General features: G+C 54.5%; 17 protein-coding genes. 10 read left to right on the top strand and 7 right to left on the bottom strand.

The features are described from left to right. Positions 1–42 precede the first annotated feature (42 nt). Genes II896_02195 through II896_02185 form a run of 3 tightly spaced genes read right to left on the bottom strand, consistent with a single transcriptional unit; the run spans position 43 to position 1,708 of the window. Positions 43–579: a sigma-70 family RNA polymerase sigma factor gene (locus II896_02195; protein ID MBQ4443456.1), complete on the bottom strand. Its 537-nt coding sequence runs from the start codon at positions 577–579 to the stop codon at positions 43–45. Continuing rightward, entirely contained in the window at positions 576–1,292 is a 717-nt protein-coding gene (rlmB, locus tag II896_02190) for a 23S rRNA (guanosine(2251)-2'-O)-methyltransferase RlmB (protein ID MBQ4443455.1), read from the bottom strand. The genes II896_02195 and rlmB overlap by 4 nt, the downstream gene beginning before the upstream one ends. 2 nt (positions 1,293–1,294) lie before the next feature. Continuing rightward, on the bottom strand, positions 1,295–1,708 hold the full coding sequence (locus II896_02185) for a Mini-ribonuclease 3 (GenBank protein MBQ4443454.1): 414 nt from the start codon (positions 1,706–1,708) through the stop codon (positions 1,295–1,297). Positions 1,709–2,027: 319 nt separating this feature from the next. Between II896_02185 and II896_02180 the strand changes: the two genes are divergently transcribed. Further along, positions 2,028–2,744, top strand: coding sequence for an N-acetylmuramoyl-L-alanine amidase (locus II896_02180; GenBank protein MBQ4443453.1), 717 nt, complete (start codon positions 2,028–2,030; stop codon positions 2,742–2,744). A gap of 67 nt (positions 2,745–2,811) precedes the next feature. Here II896_02180 and II896_02175 read toward each other — a convergent pair whose 3' ends face one another. Continuing rightward, the gene (locus II896_02175; GenBank protein MBQ4443452.1) at positions 2,812–3,486 is read right to left on the bottom strand and encodes a hypothetical protein; all 675 of its coding nucleotides are present in this window, start codon (positions 3,484–3,486) and stop codon (positions 2,812–2,814) included. A 693-nt stretch (positions 3,487–4,179) separates the two neighbouring features. Here II896_02175 and II896_02170 point away from each other — a divergent pair. The 3 genes from II896_02170 (at position 4,180) to II896_02160 (ending at position 11,420) form a co-directional block, all read left to right on the top strand. Beyond that, positions 4,180–7,008 carry a hypothetical protein gene (locus tag II896_02170; GenBank protein MBQ4443451.1) on the top strand — a complete coding sequence of 943 codons (2,829 nt, stop codon included), beginning with the start codon at positions 4,180–4,182 and terminating at the stop codon, positions 7,006–7,008. Positions 7,009–7,017: 9 nt separating this feature from the next. Then, entirely contained in the window at positions 7,018–8,913 is a 1,896-nt protein-coding gene (locus tag II896_02165) for an NAD(+) synthase (GenBank protein ID MBQ4443450.1), read from the top strand. A gap of 176 nt (positions 8,914–9,089) precedes the next feature. Then, complete coding sequence (locus II896_02160) at positions 9,090–11,420, top strand: N-acetylmuramoyl-L-alanine amidase (GenBank protein ID MBQ4443449.1); 2,331 nt, start codon at positions 9,090–9,092, stop codon at positions 11,418–11,420. Positions 11,421–11,534: 114 nt separating this feature from the next. Here the strand turns inward: II896_02160 and II896_02155 are convergent, their stop codons facing one another. The 3 genes from II896_02155 to pckA form a co-directional block, all read right to left on the bottom strand. Next, on the bottom strand, positions 11,535–11,972 hold the full coding sequence (locus II896_02155) for a hypothetical protein (protein MBQ4443448.1): 438 nt from the start codon (positions 11,970–11,972) through the stop codon (positions 11,535–11,537). Positions 11,973–11,996: 24 nt separating this feature from the next. After that, entirely contained in the window at positions 11,997–13,814 is a 1,818-nt protein-coding gene (locus tag II896_02150; protein MBQ4443447.1) for a leucine-rich repeat domain-containing protein, read from the bottom strand. A gap of 696 nt (positions 13,815–14,510) precedes the next feature. Then, the gene (pckA, locus tag II896_02145; GenBank protein MBQ4443446.1) at positions 14,511–16,118 is read right to left on the bottom strand and encodes a phosphoenolpyruvate carboxykinase (ATP); all 1,608 of its coding nucleotides are present in this window, start codon (positions 16,116–16,118) and stop codon (positions 14,511–14,513) included. Positions 16,119–16,370: 252 nt separating this feature from the next. On the opposite strand from pckA, the gene II896_02140 reads away from it, so the two are divergent. The 6 genes from II896_02140 (at position 16,371) to II896_02115 (ending at position 20,697) form a co-directional block, all read left to right on the top strand. Then, positions 16,371–16,910 carry a hypothetical protein gene (locus tag II896_02140; protein ID MBQ4443445.1) on the top strand — a complete coding sequence of 180 codons (540 nt, stop codon included), beginning with the start codon at positions 16,371–16,373 and terminating at the stop codon, positions 16,908–16,910. A 55-nt stretch (positions 16,911–16,965) separates the two neighbouring features. After that, entirely contained in the window at positions 16,966–17,532 is a 567-nt protein-coding gene (locus II896_02135; protein ID MBQ4443444.1) for a hypothetical protein, read from the top strand. Between the two features lie 206 nt (positions 17,533–17,738). After that, positions 17,739–18,383 (top strand): helix-turn-helix domain-containing protein, encoded by a 645-nt coding sequence (locus II896_02130; protein ID MBQ4443443.1) that lies wholly within the window; start codon positions 17,739–17,741, stop codon positions 18,381–18,383. 110 nt (positions 18,384–18,493) lie between these two features. Next, on the top strand, positions 18,494–18,973 hold the full coding sequence (locus II896_02125) for a hypothetical protein (GenBank protein MBQ4443442.1): 480 nt from the start codon (positions 18,494–18,496) through the stop codon (positions 18,971–18,973). 99 nt (positions 18,974–19,072) lie between these two features. After that, positions 19,073–19,342, top strand: a complete 270-nt coding sequence (locus tag II896_02120; protein MBQ4443441.1) for an ACT domain-containing protein — start codon at positions 19,073–19,075, stop codon at positions 19,340–19,342. 5 nt (positions 19,343–19,347) lie between these two features. Further along, positions 19,348–20,697 carry a PFL family protein gene (locus II896_02115; GenBank protein ID MBQ4443440.1) on the top strand — a complete coding sequence of 450 codons (1,350 nt, stop codon included), beginning with the start codon at positions 19,348–19,350 and terminating at the stop codon, positions 20,695–20,697. The last annotated feature ends 10 nt before the right edge of the window (positions 20,698–20,707 follow it).

The following is a 20,707-nucleotide window of genomic DNA, read 5'->3' as shown; positions in this document are numbered from 1 at the left end:
CGTTATCCTCTTTCCGTCACGAAGTCCGTCACGAAGTTTCGTTTATTTCAGTTTTCGGCGCACACGCGCGAGGGCGTTGCCCACCGATTTGACGTCCACCGTCCGCTCTGCCGTCGACAGGGCCACGGCTATCTCGGCGTAAGTGTAGCCGTCTATCCGCATACGCCACACGGCGTACTCGAAGCGCGACAATTTGCGCTTGGCCTCGGCCTTGCGCATCGCGAACGCTTCCTCGTCCAACAGCGTTTCCTCGGGCGAGGGCATACGGGACGCCCGCTCGGGCATCGACTGCCAATCCAAGGTGGACTGCGCCTTCCTGCCCGCACGCACCAGGCGATTGCGCACGCATACGTAGGCGTAGGTGGCGAAGCGCGTGCCGCGCGCTTGGTCGAAGTGCATGATGGCCTCCACCAAGGCGATATTGCCCTCGGCCAAGCACTCGTCCTCCTGCATATTGGGAAAAGACTTGGCCGTTTGGACGATCATAGGCTCGTAGCGGCGCTGTAACTCGGCCAGACACCCGTCGTCCTGCCGCGCGCCCACCACGAGGTCGTTGTCGGTGGCTTCGCGGTAGTTCACTTGCGCTGACGATTGGCCTCGTACACGGCGATACCCGCCGCGACGGACGCATTGAGCGACGCCACGTTGCCGTACATGGGAATGCTCACCGCCCCGTCGGACAACTTGCGCGTGAGGGGCTTGACACCCTTGCCCTCGTTGCCCACGACCAAGGCGATATCCCCGTCGAGACGCGCCTCTTGTAGGGGCGTGCCGTCCATATCGAGGGCGTACACCGTGATAAACTCCTCTTTGAGGGTGCGAATTGCGTCGTTGATATTGCCTACCTTGGCGATGCGCATATAGGACGTAGCGCCCGCGGAAGTCTTGACCACCGTCTCGGTGACGGCCACTTGACGGCGACTGCCGATGACGACGCCGTCCACGCCCATGCACTCGGCCACACGCACGATGGAGCCGAAATTGTGCGGATCCTCTATCTCGTCCAAGATGAGAATGAAGTGCTTTTCGCCCCGCTTGTTTTGGAGAATATCGTCCAAGGTGCAATAATCGAAATCGGTCGCGTAGGCGATGACGCCTTGATGGTGCTTGGTGACGCTCTCGCGATCCAGCACGGCTTTGTCTACGAACGATACGCGGATGCGGCGGTCTTTGGCCGCCTCGATGAGCGCGCCCAAACTGCCGTCCTGCACGCCCTTGGCCACCAAGATCTTGTCGATGGTCGTTTCGCCGTTCAATGCTTCCCGTACTGCGTTTCTGCCTTCTATAATCATAACTAATCCTCGAATCCGTGCGCAAAGGACAGCAATTCGCCCAAGCGCTCATTTTGTCCCGTCAGGTAGAGATATCCCCACACGGCCTCCAAGCCGCTCGCCTTGCGGTAGTCTGACACCCTGGCGTTTTTGGCCGTGGACTTGCTCTTGTGATTGCGCGCCGTGCGATACACCGCGTCCTCTTCCTCGTTGAACAAAAGGCGTATGGCGTCCACCTCTTCGGCTTGCGCGACGGCGGATACCTTGCCCACCGCCAAGCTATGCAGCGCCCCCGCCTTGCCGCCCACCGTCGCGGCGAAATAGGTGCGGACGTACAAGGACTGCACGCCGTCGCCCACGTAGGCCAAGACCAACGCGTCCAACGCACGCGCCTCTTCTTTGCTCATCGGTGTTTGAATGGTAGGGTATAGGCTCATCGGATAATCTCCCATTTTACCTATATTATATATTAAAACCGCGCGGAACACAATATTTTTGCTACTAATAATGCGACTTTTCGCGCCTTTTTTCGCATTGCAACCCCTTTTGCGGCGCGATGGCATAGCCCGCGAGTCGCCGTCATACAATAGTACGGGCAAGCCTCCGACGTTTACCCACATTTATGCACGCCGATGTGGATAACTATGTGGATAAGTGGGAAACTGTACGTTTTGGGGGGTTAAAAACGGCGAAAACACGGGAAATCCGTCGTTTTTTGCCGAACGGGCGATATTCATCGATTTATAAGGAGCGCGTATGTTTTCGGTATTCAACCTTTCCAAATACAAACTCACGGCGGCCGTAGCGGCGATCCTCGTGTGCCTGCTGACCGCTTTGGTCTTTCTCTCGCCCAATTTCACGGGGCAAGCGCAAGCCGTCGTGGTGGCCATAGACGCCGGTCACGGCGGGTACGACGGGGGCGTCACGGGGCTACGCCTGCACCTCAAAGAAAGCGACGTCAACCTCTCGGTCGCCAAGTATCTGGAAGCCTACCTGCGGGGGGCGGGCTACAAGACCGTGATGACCAGACGCACCGACCGCGCGCCCGTCGAAGCCGGCTCGCTCAAGCGGCGGGATATGGATATGCGCCTAAACGCCATCGAGGGGGCAAAGGCAGATCTCGCGGTGTCCGTGCATTGCAACTTCTACCCTTCCGAATACCGCAGGGGCATACAGGTTTTCTACGACAAAAAGGAAGACATGCCCTTGGCGGAAGCCATACAATCCCACCTCAATCGTACCCAAAACCTACCCAACGTTGGGCGGCAATTCGAGCCGTTGTGGGGTGATTACTACCTGCTGAAGAACGCGCCCTGCCCCGCCGCCATCGTGGAGTGCGGTTTTTTGTCCAACCGCGAGGACGAGGCGCTGCTCGCGGACGAAAACTACCGCATGACCTTGGCCTATCAAATCTATCTCGCCATCGACTCTATGTACGCGGGGAACGCCGCCACGCCCACCTTGGCGTTGTAGAATGCTTGCAACGCAAAACAAAGTGCCCCGAAACGTCGGTTTCGGGGCGCGTAGTCGTTGAGCGCGCTTAGATAATACCCAACGGAATGAGAATGGCCAGCAATAGGATATTGAGCCCCACCAAGGAGAAGAGAAAGATCTTCTTGGCCTTGGGCTTCATCTTGGGCACGTAGTTGGCGGCGAGGAAGAAAGGCACGTAGGTCGTGATGAACACGGGCAACACGCCCCACCACTTGTACACCCATATAAACGAGCCGTTCTCGGTGCCGGCGAGGAAGGACTCGATGAGCGCAAACAATAGCGCCATGCCGATAGCGCCCACCAAACGCATGGATATTTTGAATTTGCCTCGTTGGAAGAGTATCTTGTCGGGATCGTCACCGAGCATTTTGTAGGAAATGATGCCCGCTATGGAGAACATCATGGACAATTCCCAGCACACGCCTATCAATAGGATAAAGGTCGTGCTCTCGGCCGACACGCACCACAAGGGGTTGCCCGTCGCCTTGCCGATGACGGCGTTCATGATCTCGTAGAACCAATGCACGGAGTACAAGGCAACGCCCGCCACGATGGCGTCGTAGTTCTTGTTCTTGATCTCGCTCCAATAGACGTAGAACACCACCGCCAGAATGAAGATAAACGTCCAGTTGAAATTGTTGGTATGCCGCAATTCCTGATAAGCACGGGCGACTCGTTCCGCCGCGTCCGCGCTACTCGGGCCGAAGAAAATGAAATGCATAACGCCACCTCCTTGTGTTGTTTGGGCGCAAAGCACCACTCGCGGTCGAAGGCAGGGAAGAAAAGTGCCTTTCGCTCATCTATAGTCTACCACCTTGTGTTACAAAGGTCAATACCCCATTTCGCGAAGGAGCGGCAAGTCGCGCGGCGAAAACCCGAAAAACTGCCAGTTTGGTATGGAAAAGCCCCCCTACGGTTGGGGGCAAACGGCGACGCTACCCACCAAGAAAAACCATATCCTTGCGTCCCGTGCCGTGCGCTTTGACGTTCACGTAGGATGCGACGTCGTTCAGCACGTCCGGTGAGGCGGACGTACATATGCCTTCCACGCCGCCCGCGTATGACGCAAGGGGGAATTGCGTACCACGATAGATTTGGGAGCGAAAACGAAAACGGCCACCGCAGGCGTATCGCCCGCGCGTGCCGCGCCGACAGCGACCTTCGTCGGCAAGGGTCGCGCCGTATCCGACCGACGCCTATACGGGGAAATACGCGCCTATATACCGCGATTCGGCGAAAACTCGCGCCTTCCTTCGCAGTTGCCGTCGGCGGTAGCGATCTGTTTTTCGCGCAAAAAAATACGAGAATTGCCGAATTTGGTGCGTTTCGCTATTGAAAAATGGTTTTTTTTAGTATATAATGATAATAGTTATCTATTACGCTCGCGCGTAAAATCATTTTTAGGAGGCCTACTATGGGTATTTTGAGCGCTGTCGCATCAGCCATCACCAAACAAGAATTGTTGACCAAGTACTTCGCCATCGGCTTGTGCATCGCATTCGCCGTCATCTGCATCGTCGTCGTATTGGTCGCCGTGCTGCACAAGCAGAAAGAAAAACGCCAAGAGGAAATGGCCAAGGCTACTCGCACCATCGAACGGCGTCGCAAGAAAGTGTACGATATATCGGTGAAATACGGTGCCGCCGCGCCCAAAGAGGAACAAGCGCCCCAAGAGGAAGCCGAGCCCGTAGCGGAAGAACCCGTTGAAGAGGTCGAAGAAGTCCCCCAAGAAGAACCCGAACCCGTTGAAGAAGTCCCCCAAGAGGAAGAGGTCATCGAAGAACAAGTCGAAGAAGTCGTAGAGGAACAACCGCAAGAGGAACTCGAACTCGTCGAAGAAGAACCCCAAAACGAAGACGTCGAGGACGAAGAAGCCGAGGAAGAAGGCGAAGACGAGGACGAGGTGCTCGAAGTGGTGCGTGTGGACGAGACGGGCAAAGAAGTACGCGTGCGTTTCGTCAAATCCTTCACCGCCAAGTTGGCGCAAGCCCCCGACTATACCAAGGATTACTACACCCAACTGAAGAACGCGCTGTTGAGCTACACGAAAGTGCGTAGTCGCGTCAGTTGGCAATACGACAGTTTCAACGTGGGGCGCAACCAGTTGGCCAAACTCAACGTGCGCCGCAAGACCTTGTATCTGTACCTTGCCCTGGACGCCGCCGACTACGCGGACACCAAGTATAAGGTGAAAGAGGCCACGGCCAAGAAGTACGCCAAAGTGCCCTGCCTCTATCGTATTACGAACGACCGTCGCGCCAAGTACGCGTTGGACTTGATCGCCGCCGCGGTGGAAAAACTCGGCGGACTGAAACAAGGCGAGATCCCCCAAGAGGACTACGCCCTCCCCTACGAAACCACGGACGCTTTGATAGAGAAAGGTCTCATCAAAGAGCAAACCTTTGAGGTGGAAGCGCCCCAAAACGAAGAGCAAGCGGAAGTCGCGCCCATCGCAGAGGAAGAACAACCCGTTGAAGAGCAACCTCAAGAGGTAGCCGAAGAACCCGTTGAGGAAGAGGTTGAGGAGCAACCCGCGGAAGAAATCGAAGAAGCACCCGCCGAGGAAGAAACCCCTGCCGAGGACGTCGTAGAGGAAGAGCAACCCCAAGAGGAAGAACTCGAACTCGTCGAAGAAGAATCTGCGAAAGAACCTCAAGAGGAAATCGTTGAGGAAGAACAACCCGCAGAGGAAGTCCAAGAAGAGCAAGCAGAGGAAGAAACCCCTGCCGAGGACGTCGTAGAGGAAGAAGAACCTATCGAGGAACAACCCGCGGAAGAAGAGCCCGTTGCCGAAGAAGAGGCTGAAGAAACTCCCGCTGAAGAGGAACTCGAACTCGTCGAAGAAGATTCTGCGAAAGAACCTCAAGAGGAAATCGTTGAGGAAGAAACCCCTGCCGAGGAAGCCGTAGAGGAAGAAGAACCTATCGAGGAACAACCCGCGGAAGAAGAGCCCGTTGCCGAAGAAGAGGCTGAAGAAACTCCCGCTGAGGAAGAACTCGAACTCGTCGAAGAAGAGCAACCCATAGAAGAGGTTGAGGAAGCCCCTGCCGAGGAAGAGCAACAAGAAGAGCAAGCGGAAGAAATGCCCGAAGACTTGGCCGACATCGACGAAGCGCCCGTAGAAACCTTGGCGGACGAATTGGATATAGACGTGGGCGAGGTCGAGCAACCCCAAGAAGCGGAAGTGCCCCAAGAGGAAGAAATCCCCGAAGCGACGGAAGAAGCGCCCGTAGAGGAAGAACAGCCCCAAGAAGCGGAAGTGCAAGCCCCCGTCGAAGAGGTCGAAGCACAGCCCGAGGAAGTCCAAGCGGAGCAACCCGAGGAAGCCGAGGAAGGCATCGCCATCGACAGCAATAAAGCCGTCGAAGACTTGGTGTCCTCTATCTACAATCCCACGGGCGAAGAGGCTCAAGAGGAAGAACAACCCGAGGAGCAACCTCAAGAGGAAGGGGTCCCCCAAGAAGAGGTAAAAGAGGAGCAAGAAGAGCAACCTCAAGAGGAAAAGAAAGAGCGGGTGAAGAAGCCTTTGTTCGGCGGTGAGCCGCTGCCCGAAGGTCTGTACGAGGAAGTGCCCCAAGAAGAGGAAGCCAAAGAGGAAGAACAACCCGAGGAGCAACCCCAAGAGGAAGTGCCCCAAGAGGAAGAGAAATCACCCGAATTGTCGGAAGACGAGAAGGCGTTGATGGCCATGATGCAAGAGGCCGAGGACGAGGAAGCGCAAGACCAAGCCGAAGAGGCCAACCTCGACCGCCGTCGTATCGAGTTGGACGCCGTGATGAACGATCCCCGTTTCAACGCGTACACCGCGTTTGAGAAGAAGTTGATCGCCGCCACCGACAGACAGCGCAAATACTACAGCAATATCAAAAACACCTTCTTCCTCTATAGCCGCGTCAGTAGCAAGATCGCCAACGCGGGCGAAAGTTTCCGTCAAGGCAGCAAACTCATCGCGCGTATCACCCTCAACAACGACAAGTTGCGTCTGCACCTGTGCTTGGAGCCCAACGCATACAACCCCAGACAATACCATCACTATTCGATGGCCAAGTACGCCGCCTACAGCGAAGTGCCCTTTGCCTTGGATATCGACGACGCGGCGGCTTTGTCCAATGCGCTCAAACTCATCGGCGAAGCCGTGAGCACCAAGTTCCTCTTCGCGCCCAACAAGAAGTGGCAGCAAGTGGATTACGCGGCGCAATACACCGTGGACGACAACGGCAACTTGCCGCCCAAAACCGAATAACGCAATCGTATGAAAGACGGATTTATCAAAATAACGGCCCTCTCGCATTCGCTTACGGTGGCTAACCCCCAAGCGAATGCCGAGGCCATCATCGAAGGCATCCGCAAAGCGGATAAAGCGGGTGGCCGCGTCGTGGTGACGCCCGCATTGGGACTTTGCGGCAGTACCGTCGGAGACATCGTCTATGAGGGCGCCCTGCTCGTATCGTGCGAGCAAGCGCTCGGCGCCATCATCGACGAAACAGCCTCGCTGGACGTGGTAAGCGTGGTCGGTCTGCCCCTCGTTTTGGGCGACAGACTGTACGACGCAGCCGCCGTCGTCAAGGGCGGCGCCGTGTTGGGCGTGGTGGCCAAACGGTATTTGACCGCCTCGGAAACGAGGCATTTTTCGCCCTCACCCGACCAAGCGCAGTTCATCACCCTCTGCGGCCAAGACGAAGTGCCTTTCGGCGGCACGCAGGTCTTCGCGTGCGTCAACGTGCCCAACCTCATCATCGGCGTGGAATTCGGCGACGAATTGACGTCTATCCGCGCCCCGCATAACGCGTTGGTCGAGGCAGGCGCCACCGTCATCTGCAATTTGGCGGCTACGCCCCTCGTCGTCGGAGCGGCCGAAGCGCGCACGGAAGAGGTAAAAACCATCTCGAAGATATGTAAAGCGGCCTACGTCTACGTGGACGCCGGTGCTGACGAATCCACCACCGACTACGTGTTCGGCGGGCAAAAGATCATCGCTTCGTGCGGCGAAGTGCTTGCCGCAGGCGAGCCGTTCGGCAAAGCGAGCGTGGACGCCGTGGTCGACGTGGCGGGCATTACCTTCCTGCGTCGGCGCACGCACACCCTGCCCGAGATAGACCGCGACGCGGTGGGCAACGAATTCGCCTATGACGAATTGACGCCTACGCACCTTGCAGGGTGGCCCAAAAGCCCCTTTATCCCGCAAACCGCCAAAGAAAAGGCCAAAATTGCCGACGAGATCCTCTCCATGCAAGCGCAGGGCTTGGCCGCAAGGTTGCGCCATATCCACGTAAATAAAATGGTGTTGGGCGTGTCGGGCGGTGTGGACAGCACCCTGGCGTTGCTCGTTTGCCGCAAAGCGTGCGACCTGTTGCGCCTAAAAGCAAGCGAAGCCCTCGTGTGCCTGACTCTACCCTGCTTCGGCACTACCGACCACACCAAGAATAACGCCTTGGCGTTGTGCAACGCGTTGAACGTGCCCTGCCGCGAGATCAATATCGCCGCCGCCGTCCGACAGCACCTCAAGGACATCGGGCACGACGCCAATACGGCGGACGTCACCTTCGAGAACGCGCAGGCGCGTATGCGCACTATGGTGCTGATGGACGTCGCCAACCAGGTGGGCGGGCTGGTGATCGGCACAGGTGACCTCAGCGAGATCGCCTTGGGGTGGTGCACCTACAACGGCGACCATATGAGTATGTACGGCGTCAACGCCACCTTGCCCAAGACCTTGATGCAATGCGTCATAGGCGAGATAGCCAAGAAGGAAAAAGGAGCGCTCGGCGAGGTGCTGACCTCGGTGCTGGCTACCCCCATCAGTCCCGAATTGCTACCCAACGTAGGGGGGCAAATCGAGCAAAAGACGGAAGAAATCGTGGGCAAATACGAGCTTAACGATTTCATTCTGTACCACGTCGTCTATTGGGGTATGACACCCTCCAAACTGTTCCGCGTGGCCGCGTGCGCCTTCCCGTCGGTGGACAGACAAGCCCTCAAGGACGCCTTCGTGCGCTTTTATAAGCGATTCTTCAGCCAGCAATTCAAGCGCAGTTGCTCGGTGGACGGAGCCAAGGTGGGCGCGATCGATTTGTCCCCGCGCGGCGAGTGGCAAATGCCTTCGGATATTTCGGCGACCGCTTGGCTCGACGATTTGAACGATATTTGACGGATTACGTTATAACGAATACCCGACTGCGACGGCGGTCGGGTTTTTCTTTGCGCGAAAGGATGCGAAGGCGAGCGAAACACCCCCAAGGCTAAGCCTTGCGGGGTCTACTGCTAAGATTTGGCATATTGACGAACGCTGTTGCTTGTGCTATCATTAGATAGCAGGAGTTAAGCATGAAAAAGTTTTGTCTTTGGCTATGTATCGTAATCGTAATAACGAGCGTAGTGGCGCTCTCGGCGTGCTCTGCCCCGCTCGGCACGAAACCGTCGACGGACGGCACCGCGACCTCGCCCTCTGCGACTGAAAACGGAAAGGAAAACACGTCCGCGCAAACGCAAAGCGGCAAGGCCATCGACCGCATAGAGAAAACCGCCTCGGCGGACGGCGTGGACACATATACCGTCTTTTATACGGACGGCACCACCTACGCATTTTTCGTCGCCAACGGGTTGGACGGCATCAATGGAAAAGACGGGGCGAACGGCGTCAACGGCAAGGACGGGAAAGACGGGAAAGACGGCCACTCCCCCACCATCGCCATCAACGAAGATGGGTATTGGGTGATCGACGGCGTGGCGACCACGGCCAAAGCCATCGGTAAAGACGGTAAGGACGGCGAAAACGGTAAGGACGGAACCGACGGTATCGACGGCAAAGACGGCAAAGATGGAACGAACGGGCAGGACGGCACCAACGGTACGGATGGTATCAACGGTACGGACGGCGTAGGCATCGAGAGCATCGTCACCGACGAGGACGGCTATGTGATAGTCACCCTGTCCGACGGCAAGATCGTCAATCTCGGCAAGTGGGTGGGCGCAGAGCCCGAGACGAGTTATTTGTCCTTCTACCCCTTGGACGACGGCACCTTGGGCGTGTCGGTGGGCAACGCCGTCTATTTGTCGCACGTCACCGTGCCCAACGCGTATCAAGGCAAGACGGTGAGCACGATATTGCCCAACGCGTTCGCCGCGGATACGGCGCTCACGCAGATAGACCTGCCGGACACCATCGTCACCATCGGCGCCAAAGCCTTTGCGAATTGCACGACGTTGACCTCGATCTTTATCCCCGAAAGCGTGCAAACCATCGCCGAGGACGCCTTTGCGGGCTGCCCCGCCACCTTGCAACGCAATCGCATCGAAGTCGCCTACGATACGCAATCCTTCGTGGAAGCGGGCAAGCAAATCAAACTGCTGGCCACAGCCTATATTCGCGGGACGGCGACCGACGCGCTCACGTGGGAGAGCCTTGACACGTCGGTAGCCACCGTAGACCAAGCGGGCAACGTAACGGGCGTCGAGGAAGGCTACGCCACCGTGCGCGTCAAAGCGACAGAGCGGCCGCAACTATCGTTCGACTTCGGCGTGACCGTGTACGACCAAAATACGCCCGACCTCGTCAAGACCTTGATATGCGCCAACAACAGCACCATCGAATGGCGCAACCTCGGCATCGGCTCGGGCACGCCCGCGTATTATACCGATTTGATAGAGAGCGTCAGCAAGATACTCTACAACTACGATTATGCGGTCAACACCGACTACGAAGCCGTGCAGGCGGGCGTGTCGGACAACCACGGCGGCGCATTGGACGGTGTGGAATTCATCACCGTGCACTACACGGGCAATATGAACGCGTCGGCTGGCGCGGTGTTCCACGCGGGCTATTTCGCCAACGGCACGGGCGGCACCAGCATTCACTACGTGGTCGGCACCGACGGCGACCGCATTTATCACATTCTGGACAACGGCCTTATCGCCTATCACGCGGGCGACGGCACGGGCGCGTCGAGCGTGCTGACTTGGCTGCCGACGGGCGTAACGTACCACGAGGACGACCCCGTCTACCCCGAATGGGGCATTTCGGCCAATTCCAAATACACCATCAACGGCGTGGAAACCACGATAGCCGTGCCCACGGGCACCACGGAAGCCACCAAAAAGGTGACCGACCCCTATTGGCTCAACGATATGGGCTTCGCCTACAAGATAGTGGACAGCGAATACTATATGGCCAAGACGTGGTGGTGCTACGCACAAGTGGCGGAGGGGCGGCTGTGCACCAAGGGCGGCAACCGCACGTCCATCGGCATAGAGACCTGCGTCAACAAAGGCTCGGATATATGGTACACCTGGCACCTGACCGCCAAGTTGGTGGCGCACCTTATGCAACAGTACGACCTGCCCATCGAACGGGTGGTCGGGCATCACTTCTACACCGCCAAAGACTGCCCCCAACCCATGCTCGAAAACGATTTGGAAATGTGGTGGAAGTTCGTGGACTGCGTTAAGGCAGAATACGACTTGCTGAGGCAAGGCGAAGGCTATCAAATAACGATGAGCATATTGGACGGCAACGAGTTGACCAATGACAACGGCCGCGTGTCGGCCTTGCCCCAAGAAGGCTCCCGCCTTATCCTCTATCAACTGACCGTCGAAGACGCGCATGGCACCGAAAAGGTGGTAACGCTGGCGGCTTTGGCGCACCAAAAGGACGAATAGCCGTTATCGAAAATCTCACGAAAAAGGCGTCTTCAAACCGTTTGAAGACGCCTTTTTCGTGTGTTTCCTCATTCTTTTGCCAACCGCAAAAAAGATTGTGCTTCTGTAGTAATCTTATTTCAACAAAAGTTGGAGTATCTCGTTGTTTATCCTTGTCGCGGCATTTTCGGCTTGTTCCGCTTGCAACCATTGTATTTCACCCGACGGAATAATGCCATCTGCGTATAGCGTTTCCTTTTCGATCCATATAATTTCGTTGCTTTTACGTTTTATCAGATCTTTTGGCGCACCTTTGCTTCGACTTGCACAAATCAAGATGTCGCAATCTCCGACATAATCCAACCCGTCTTGTGCGCAATACTCATTGTCGCCGTGAGAAATAATTCCTACTGTTTTCCCATTGCAGACGGCTTTTATCCGAATGTCGACGGCTTCAATGCTTTCTTTGATGATGGTATACGAGGAATTATCCTTAACGTATTTATCAAAGAATCGTCTGATAGCGGTCGATTTGCCTGTGTTGCCTCTTCCGTATAATACGATCGTTTTCATATTTGTATCCTCCTTTTTATGTTATTATTTATGATACCACGTTACATCTCCATCGGTGCAATGAACTATGTTTGTACCGAGCTGGTAATCCCAGTGGTCGAATCCATGAATTTTGTACCAAGCATCTTTTGTGCCGCCATAATACATATCTTTCAGATTTGAGCAATAATAAAACGCATCTTTCCCTATTGACACGATGGAAGCAGGAATATAGATACTAGTTATTCCATCGTTCCCACTGAATACGTGTGCTCCTATTTGACTTACACTTCCATCGGTTGGGATTGCGAATCCCTTGCCGGTCAAACACAAAGTTTTAGTGGATACTTCAATAAGGCAGTTGCCATTGCAACTGTATGCTTGATTTGCATTTGAAACAACAATTGAATCTATATTGAAACAGCGATAGAACGCCTTCGGATCGATATCCGTAACACCCTCGCCTAAATATAGCGTTGTTAATTCTCCACAGTAAGCAAAAGCCGCAGGTCCGATACTTACTACGCTATCTGGAATGGATATTTCTCGCAGACCTTTTAGCGGGAATGCACAGGATTTTTCATCATAGGAAATTTTATAAAATGCGTTTGCTCCAATACTTGTTACACTCCCATCGGTCGGAATAATACTATTTGCTCCGCCCAAAACGAGGATTTTATTTTCCGTATCAATAATACAATTCCCTTCGCTATGATACTTCGGGTTCTTCTTTGATACTTCTATTGTCGTACGATTGTTGAGACTTGTAAACGGAGTTAACGAGGAAATCAATCCGCTCCCTATAGATATGTTCTCTACTTGAGAAAAATAATCAAACGCTTTGCTTTGGATTTCGGTTATACTATCCGGAATGAAAAGATCGGTAACCGAAGCCATCAACAATGGTGTTCCTGCACTAACCGACGAGGGTCCCACTGTGGTTACGGGGATTCCATTATAACTAGATGGAATGGAAAGTCTTTTGATATAAATATATTGCCTGTTATTTGTATATATATAACTTCGCAGCGGATTACTAACACACACACTTTGACTGTTTGTGAATTCGTCATATTGATAAAAGGAAAAGAGATTTTCGGTAGGCTTAAATTCGCCACAATGTGTACATTGATTATTCGTATCATCATAATTATGTTCGAATGAAGGGGATGTATAATATACAACATATTGATTGCACCGCGTACAAATACAATCTTCTTTCCCGGGCGTACACGTAGCTTTCTTTGCAATATGCCAAGAACCCGTATGCCCCAATGCAGGAGGCTCGTCGCTCTCGCTCATATTGCAACTATCACATTTTCTCAGTCGATATCCTTTATTTGTGCAGGTGGGTTGTCTGGTATAGTACCAATCGCCCCATCTATGCTCTCCCAGTGTATAATTGTCCACATAGGTTACCCCACAACGGATGCAAACGTGTGTTGTATATCCCTGTTCTGTACAAGTGGGCTCGGTAACAGTTTCCGAATAATTATGATCAAGAGGGGGGATGACAGCCACCTCTTTTTCTCCACAAACGCACGTGCGCTCTTTTGTTCCCGAAGATGCGCAGAGCGGTGCTTTAGTCATAGTGTATTTACTCCAATTATGTTCGGCTTTATCCGAAACAACGTCGTGCCCACAGGTAGAGCTATGCCAATGAAAATTACTATCGTGTTCCCATTCGATGGCAAAAGTATGCTCGTGCGTCTCGATCTCGTCGTTATTACTCGGGGGGGCAATTATAATCTCTTGCGGTTCAATGGTGATTATATCGTTATGCGCCTCGCCGCAAGCGACAAGGATAAAACAAACCGACAGCACGATAATAATTCCGATTACAGTCATCAAAACTTTTTTCATAAGCAATCTCCTTTTGTAACAAAAACCGCCTTAATCCGAAGATTAAAGCGGCATCGTGTTTTGGTAATAAGATGCCGCCTTCTTGCGAAAGCGGCAAATGTAGGTGCCACCATCGCATAAGTCGCCAAACTCGTTACTAAAACATCCAAAATGCAATATGATTACAAAGAAATGTCGTTGTAAACACGATGATAGCACTCGCTACCTTTTGTGCGACATTCAAAATAAAAATAGTGCACCTTTTCAAAAAGGCTGTTTTAGTAAAGTTGCGCCGAAACGCAACCCGAATTTGGCAAATATATTATAACCATTTTCCCTTGTAATTGTCAATATGAACGGAATAAAACGGTACAAAATGTGTTATTACCAAATCGGAGAAAAAATTAGTATTGAAAAGGCATCCTCAATCATTGAAGACGCCTTTTTGTTTTATTGTTTTTACGGGCAAGTGACGCGAGCGAGGAAATGAACAGCCCGCTCAATCGCCCTCGTCTACTGCCTTAAATAAACAAGCAAGCAGACAAATTGTAGAGAATTGCGACGCCGCTTATATGGTAACTCAAATAAAATCGAGCGGGGAAATGGGATGAGAGCAAGGGTGTGCAAACGATTGAGCCGAGCGCCTAACGTACTCTGTGTACGTGACGCGAGCGAAATCGCGGACAGCCCTTGCCATCGCCCATTTCACCCTCTATTTTATTTGAGTTGAGGGCCGGCGGCCACCAAAGCCTTGCCCGCTTCGTTGGTCGTGTACTTGTCGAAGTTCTTGATGAAACGACCCGCGAGGTCTTGGGCCTTGGCATCCCACACGGAGGGATCTTGGTAGGTGTCGCGGGGATCGAGAATGGCGGGATCTACGCCGGGCAACGCCGTGGGCACCTCGAAGTTGAAATACGGAATGGTCTTGGTGGGCGCGGTCTTGATGGCGCCGTCCAAAATGGCGTCGATGATGCCGCGGGTATCCTTGATGGAAATACGCTTGCCCGTGCCGTTCCAACCCGTGTTGACGAGGTAGGCCTTAGCACCCGACTGTTGCATACGCTTGACCAATTCCGCCGCGTACTTGGTGGGATGCAACTCGAGGAAGGCTTGGCCGAAGCACGCCGAGAAGGTGGGCGTAGGCTCGGTGATGCCGCGCTCGGTGCCCGCCAATTTGGCGGTGAAGCCGGACAGGAAGTAGTATTGCGTTTGCTCGGGCGTCAAAATGGACACGGGAGGCAACACGCCGAACGCGTCGGCCGACAGGAAGATGACGTTGTTGGCCGCGGGCGCCGAAGACACGGGGCGCACGATCTTCTCGATATGGGTGATGGGATAGGACACGCGGGTATTCTCGGTGACGGACTTGTCGGCGAAATCGATCTTGCCGTTGGCGTCCAACGTGACGTTCTCCAACAAGGCGTTGCGCTTGATGGCGTTGTAGATATCAGGCTCGCTCTCTTTGTCCAAGTTGATGACCTTGGCGTAGCAGCCGCCCTCGAAGTTGAAGACGCCGTTGTCGTCCCAGCCGTGTTCGTCGTCACCGATAAGCAAACGCTTGGGATCGGTGGACAAGGTGGTCTTGCCCGTGCCGGACAGACCGAAGAAGATGGCGGTATTCTTGCCGTCCATATCCGTATTGGCCGAGCAGTGCATGGCCGCGATGCCCTTCAAAGGCAGGTAGTAGTTCATCATAGAGAACATACCCTTCTTCATTTCGCCGCCGTACCAAGTGTTGATGATGACTTGCTCGCGCGAGGTGATGTTGAACACGACCGCGGTCTCGCTGTTGAGGCCGAGCTCCTTGTAGTTGTCCACCTTGGCCTTGCTGGCGTTGTACACCACGAAGTTGGGCTCGAAATCGGCCAACTCCTCCGCAGTGGGTTGAATGAACATATTTTTGATGAAGTGGGCTTGCCACGCCACTTCCATGATGAAGCGCACGGCCATACGGGTGTCCTTGTTGGCGCCGCAGAACGCGTCCACGACGAACAGACGCTTGTTGGACAACTCGTTGATGGCGATCTTCTTCACCGCCGCCCAAGTCTCCTCGGACGCGGGATGGTTGTCGTTTTTGTACCCCTCGCTCGTCCACCACACGGTGTCGCGGGAATTGTCGTCCATGACGATGAACTTGTCCTTGGGGGAACGGCCGGTATAGACGCCCGTCATGACGTTGACGGCGCCCAACTCGCTCACTCTGCCCACGTCGTAGCCCGTAAGGTCGGGGCGCGTCTCTTCCTCGAACAAAAGTTCGTAGGAAGGATTGTACACGATTTCGGTAGTGCCGGTAATGCCGTATTTGCTTAAATCGATTTTTGCCATATATGCACCTCTCTTAAAAGATTTCTGGGGGACGGGACGAAGCGGTCTCGCTTTTTCCCACCACATTATACTACATTTTATCCCGTTATGCACGCTTTTTGGCAATTCTTATAAAAATATTCTCGATAGGTCGCACCCCGATCGGTTTTCGCGTAAAAGCAACGCCCGACGCGCCCTCTTTTTGCGAGGCGCTATTGCAATGCGCCTCGGAGTGTGTTAATATAGTAATATACCGACGAAGGAGAAAGCACAATGGAAGATATCGATATCCTCAAACACGCGCAAGTCTATATCGAAAAGATGGCGCGGGGCGTCAACCCCCTGACCGACGAAGAAGTGCCCGAAAGTGACCTCGTCAAAAACGTGCGCATCGGCAAATGCCTCGAATACGTCAACGGCAAACTGAAAGCGCTCATCGCGGCAGGCGGGAAATCGGGCGGACAAAGACGCGAAAAAGCGCCCTTCGTCTACGACCAAAGCAAGATGGCCGACGTGCAATACGAAGCGGAGGGTATATCCTTGACCGAACTGTTGCGTCGCGTGCGCGTAGCCAGCGGCGAGGACTGCGCCCTCACCTACAAGATGGTGGCGCCTTTGCTCGCCGAGAAAGGCATTCTGGTCGAAAGCACGGAAGAAGAAGGCAAGTTGGTGGCCTCGCCCGCGGCCGCGGCAAACGGCATTTGGTCGGAGAAGGTCAACGGTCAACGCGGGGCGTACACGCGCACCCTCTACGACGCGCGCGGGCAACGTTACGTGGTCGACTTGCTGCAAGTATTCCGCAAAGAAGAATAGCACCGCCAAGCAAAGCGGACTATACTGTAAAGGGGCGCAAACCCACCTCGAACCTATGAAACCCTTGTCTATTCGCAAAAAAGCAATCCTCGGCATCCTCATCGCCAGCGGCGTCGCAACTATCGTCATTTGCTGCGTGATGAACTTCGTGCTGATACCCAAGATCGAAGCGGGCAATCCGCCCATCCATGCCTTCGATATGTGCACCACGGGCTATACGGTGGAAGACGCGCACGCCTTCGTCGATTGGCTCAGTCCCGAGGCCAAACACGTCTATCTGGAAGTGCAACTGCCCCTGGACTTCTTCTACCCCATCTTCTACACCCTGTTCTTCTCTTTCTTGTGGATTGTACTGCACGGCAAGCCCAACTTCTTTTTGGCCATGCCCGTAGGCTTGGCGGCGGCCGACTACGTGGAAAACAGCCTGGTCATCGTGATGCTCAAAAACCCCGACTTCCCGAGAGCCGTGGCACGAATGGCCTCGTGGGCGACCATGTTCAAGACGGCTTTGATGTACCTGACTATGCTCATTTTGGTCATCGCCATCGTGGTGTGCATTCTGCGCGCCGTCAGACGAAAACGCCAGCAGAAAGAAACGCCCGACAGCCCGCTCGGCGAATAAAAACGCGCATTTGGCACGCAAAGCCCCCGACGTCGGGGGTTTTTTGATACCAATCGCCCGATGGTGGCAACCCGCCATCGAACACGACGCACGGTTGACCTGCCCTACCGACGGTAGAAAAAGGCGTTTCTTGCCCAACTCAACCAACGGTATGTAGACATTCGGGGACGGATGTGCTATAGTGCAAACAAGAGGAGGTGAGGAAAATGGATCAAATCAAAATCGGAAAATTCATCGCGGAACGCAGAAAACAAAAAAAACTCACGCAAATGCAATTAGCCGAGAAACTCGGCCTGACGGATAGAGCCGTCTCCAAGTGGGAATGCGGCAGATCGCTGCCCGATTCGGCCATCATGCTGGACTTGTGCGACCTGCTCGGCATCACCGTAAACGAATTACTTTCGGGGGAAGAACTGAACATGGAAAACAAGGAATATAATAAACAAATAGAGCAAAACCTCATCGAAATGGTAAAACAAAAAGAAGCGGCAGACAAACGGCTCCTCAAAATGGAAATCGTCATCGGCGTAGCGTCCATCGTCTTTTTGGCGGCGATGGTGGCGGTAGGCTCGATGTTCGTAGGGGACGCCGCAAAAAGGTGGATATTCTTCGTCCTCCTCGGCGTTGGCTTCGTACAACTCATCGTGTGCGCAATGTTCGCTCTCCGCGTCGAGCAAGTGGCGGGCTACTATGAGTGCCGCAAATGCGGGCACAAATACGTGCCCACCTACGGTAAGGTCACAGCGGCCATGCACATGGGCAGAACGCGCTATATGAAATGCCCTCATTGCGGACAATGGTCCTGGCAAAAGAAAGTTGTCAAGAAAGACGACGAAAATACGTCGGATTGAAGCCCGCCGATTGGCCTTTCAATCAACAATCAAGGATTTGGATTGACTCCAAGTCCTTTTTTGTTGTATTATTGATTACGTAGCATTTTAAGTAGCAAAGGGGAAATATAGTGGACTGGAAGAAATGCCGAAAAAAAGCGTACGAGGTGGCGTTCGTCAAAGCGGACGAAGGCAAAGTGTATAACACCGCTCGGGCGGGACAGGTTTATAATTACCTCGAGGACGTGGCGGAAGACGTCAAAGAGGGAGCATTCGTGTGCCGCGGCGTGGTGGGCGAATTGTACGTCGTGCCTCGCGCAAAGGTGGAGATGGGCTACGACGTAGACCCCGAATCCATCGGCGACGAATGGGTGACGGCGCGCGCCAAAGCGGGCGCGGCAACGTATTTTTGCCGCAAACCCGAGGGGGCGTTCGCGCTTGCGACCGAGTACGGTGTGATGAAAGGCAACCGCGAAGGCGTGGCGCACGGCGAGGGGGATTGGATCCTGACGACGGCCAAGGAAACCGAGGCGGGTTTGGCGCCCGACGAAGCGGACGAATGGATAGTCAACGGGGTCGTATTTGCGCGTACGTACGAAATAATAGAATAAATAGACGCATTTTTTTGGATTTTTTGCGCGTAGTAGGCTTTTTTATTTGGAAATAACGGCATAAAGCGGTACAATATTTAAGGAATATCGGAGGCTTTTATGTACGCTATTATCACGGTTATCGGTAAAGACAAAATAGGCATTTTGTCCGCAGTATGCACCTTCTTGGCAGAGCGTAATATCAATATCGAAGATATATCGCAGACCATATTGCAAGGTGATTTCATCATGATCATGCGCGTAGACGTCTCCGCGTGCCGCGATCCCTTGGCCGAGGTGGCCGTGGCCATCGCCGAGGAAGGCGTCAAGTTGGGCGTGGATATCACCCTGCGCCACGAAGATATCTTCAACGCCATGCACAATATCTAAGGCCTATGATCAGCAAGTTCGACATATTGGACACGGTGAATATGATACGGTCGCAACACCTCGACGTGCGTTGCATCACGATGGGGTTGTCTTTGTTCGACTGCATAGACCCCGACGCCAAGCGTTGCGCCGCCAAGGTGTACGACAAAATCGTCTATTGCGCCAAGGACTTGGTGAAGGTGGGCAACGAGATCGCCGAGATATACGGCATTCCCGTGGTCAACAAGCGCGTATCCGTGACGCCCGTGTCCCTCGTGGGACAGGCGTCGGGCGGCTATCTGGAATTGGCCGCCGCCTTGGATAGAGCCGCCCAAGAGACGGGCGTGGACTTTATCGGCGGTTATACCGCCCTCGTGCAGAAGGGCATGAGCGAGGGCGAGTGCGCCTTTCTCGACACCATCCCCGAGGCCTTGGCCTCCACCCAAAAACTGTGCTCGTCCGTCAACGTGGCCTCTACCCGCGCGGGCGTCAATATGGACGCCATCTACAAGATGGGGCAAGCCGTCAAAAAAGCGGCCTACCTCACCCGTGACCAAGGCAGTATCGCCTGCGCCAAGTTGGTGGTCTTCGCCAACGCGGTGGACGACAACCCCTTTATGGCGGGCGCGTTCAACGGTATGGGCGAGGGCGACAAAGTCATCAACGTCGGGGTATCCGGCCCCGGCGTCATCAAAGCCGCCTTGGAATCGGTGAACGGGGACTTGACCGAAGTCGCCGAGTGCATCAAGCGCACGGCGTTCAAGGTGACCAGAGTGGGACAGTTGGTGGCCAAAGAGGCGGCCGAACGACTCGGCGCCAACTTCGGCATCGTGGACTTGTCCCTCGCGCCGACGCCCGCCGTGGGCGATTCGGTGGCCTGGATATTGGAAGAGATGGGGTTGGAGCGCGTGGGCTGTCACGGTACGACGGCGGCACTTGCCCTCCTTAACGACGCCATCAAAAAAGGCGGCGTGATGGCCAGCAGCCACGTGGGCGGTCTGTCGGGCGCGTTTATCCCCGTCAGCGAGGATATCGGTATGATCAATTCCGCGGCGGCGGGCGGCATCACCTTGGACAAGTTGGAGGCCATGACCGCCGTGTGTAGCGTGGGTATCGACATGGTGGCCATTCCGGGCGACACCACGGCCGAGACCATATCCGCCATCATCGCGGACGAAATCGCCATCGGCGTGGTCAACAACAAGACCACCGCCGTCCGCGTAATCCCCGTGGAGGGAGCCAAGGCGGGCGACATGGTGGAGTTCGGCGGTCTGTTGGGACGCGCCCCCGTGATGAAAGTCAACGCGGGAAGCGCCGCCAAGTTCGTCCAAAGAGGGGGCCGCGTGCCCGCACCCATACATAGCAATAAGAATTAAAACCACATAG

The sequence above is a fragment of the Clostridia bacterium genome (assembly GCA_017394805.1).
Lineage (GTDB): Bacteria > Bacillota > Clostridia > Christensenellales > CAG-1252 > RUG14300.
Note: the sequence above shows the minus strand (reverse complement) of the source record. Positions and strands in the feature narration are given on the sequence as shown.

What these genes read in the sequence shown, in the direction of transcription:
- rlmB (MBQ4443455.1), bottom strand. Translation starts at nt 1,292, where the DNA reads ATGATTATAGAAGGCAGAAACGCAGTACGGGAAGCATTGAACGGCGAA.
- II896_02185 (MBQ4443454.1), bottom strand. Translation starts at nt 1,708, where the DNA reads ATGAGCCTATACCCTACCATTCAAACACCGATGAGCAAAGAAGAGGCG.
- II896_02180 (MBQ4443453.1), top strand. Translation starts at nt 2,028, where the DNA reads ATGTTTTCGGTATTCAACCTTTCCAAATACAAACTCACGGCGGCCGTA.
- II896_02175 (MBQ4443452.1), bottom strand. Translation starts at nt 3,486, where the DNA reads ATGCATTTCATTTTCTTCGGCCCGAGTAGCGCGGACGCGGCGGAACGA.
- II896_02170 (MBQ4443451.1), top strand. Translation starts at nt 4,180, where the DNA reads ATGGGTATTTTGAGCGCTGTCGCATCAGCCATCACCAAACAAGAATTG.
- II896_02165 (MBQ4443450.1), top strand. Translation starts at nt 7,018, where the DNA reads ATGAAAGACGGATTTATCAAAATAACGGCCCTCTCGCATTCGCTTACG.
- II896_02160 (MBQ4443449.1), top strand. Translation starts at nt 9,090, where the DNA reads ATGAAAAAGTTTTGTCTTTGGCTATGTATCGTAATCGTAATAACGAGC.
- II896_02155 (MBQ4443448.1), bottom strand. Translation starts at nt 11,972, where the DNA reads ATGAAAACGATCGTATTATACGGAAGAGGCAACACAGGCAAATCGACC.
- II896_02150 (MBQ4443447.1), bottom strand. Translation starts at nt 13,814, where the DNA reads ATGAAAAAAGTTTTGATGACTGTAATCGGAATTATTATCGTGCTGTCG.
- pckA (MBQ4443446.1), bottom strand. Translation starts at nt 16,118, where the DNA reads ATGGCAAAAATCGATTTAAGCAAATACGGCATTACCGGCACTACCGAA.
- II896_02140 (MBQ4443445.1), top strand. Translation starts at nt 16,371, where the DNA reads ATGGAAGATATCGATATCCTCAAACACGCGCAAGTCTATATCGAAAAG.
- II896_02135 (MBQ4443444.1), top strand. Translation starts at nt 16,966, where the DNA reads ATGAAACCCTTGTCTATTCGCAAAAAAGCAATCCTCGGCATCCTCATC.
- II896_02130 (MBQ4443443.1), top strand. Translation starts at nt 17,739, where the DNA reads ATGGATCAAATCAAAATCGGAAAATTCATCGCGGAACGCAGAAAACAA.
- II896_02120 (MBQ4443441.1), top strand. Translation starts at nt 19,073, where the DNA reads ATGTACGCTATTATCACGGTTATCGGTAAAGACAAAATAGGCATTTTG.
- II896_02115 (MBQ4443440.1), top strand. Translation starts at nt 19,348, where the DNA reads ATGATCAGCAAGTTCGACATATTGGACACGGTGAATATGATACGGTCG.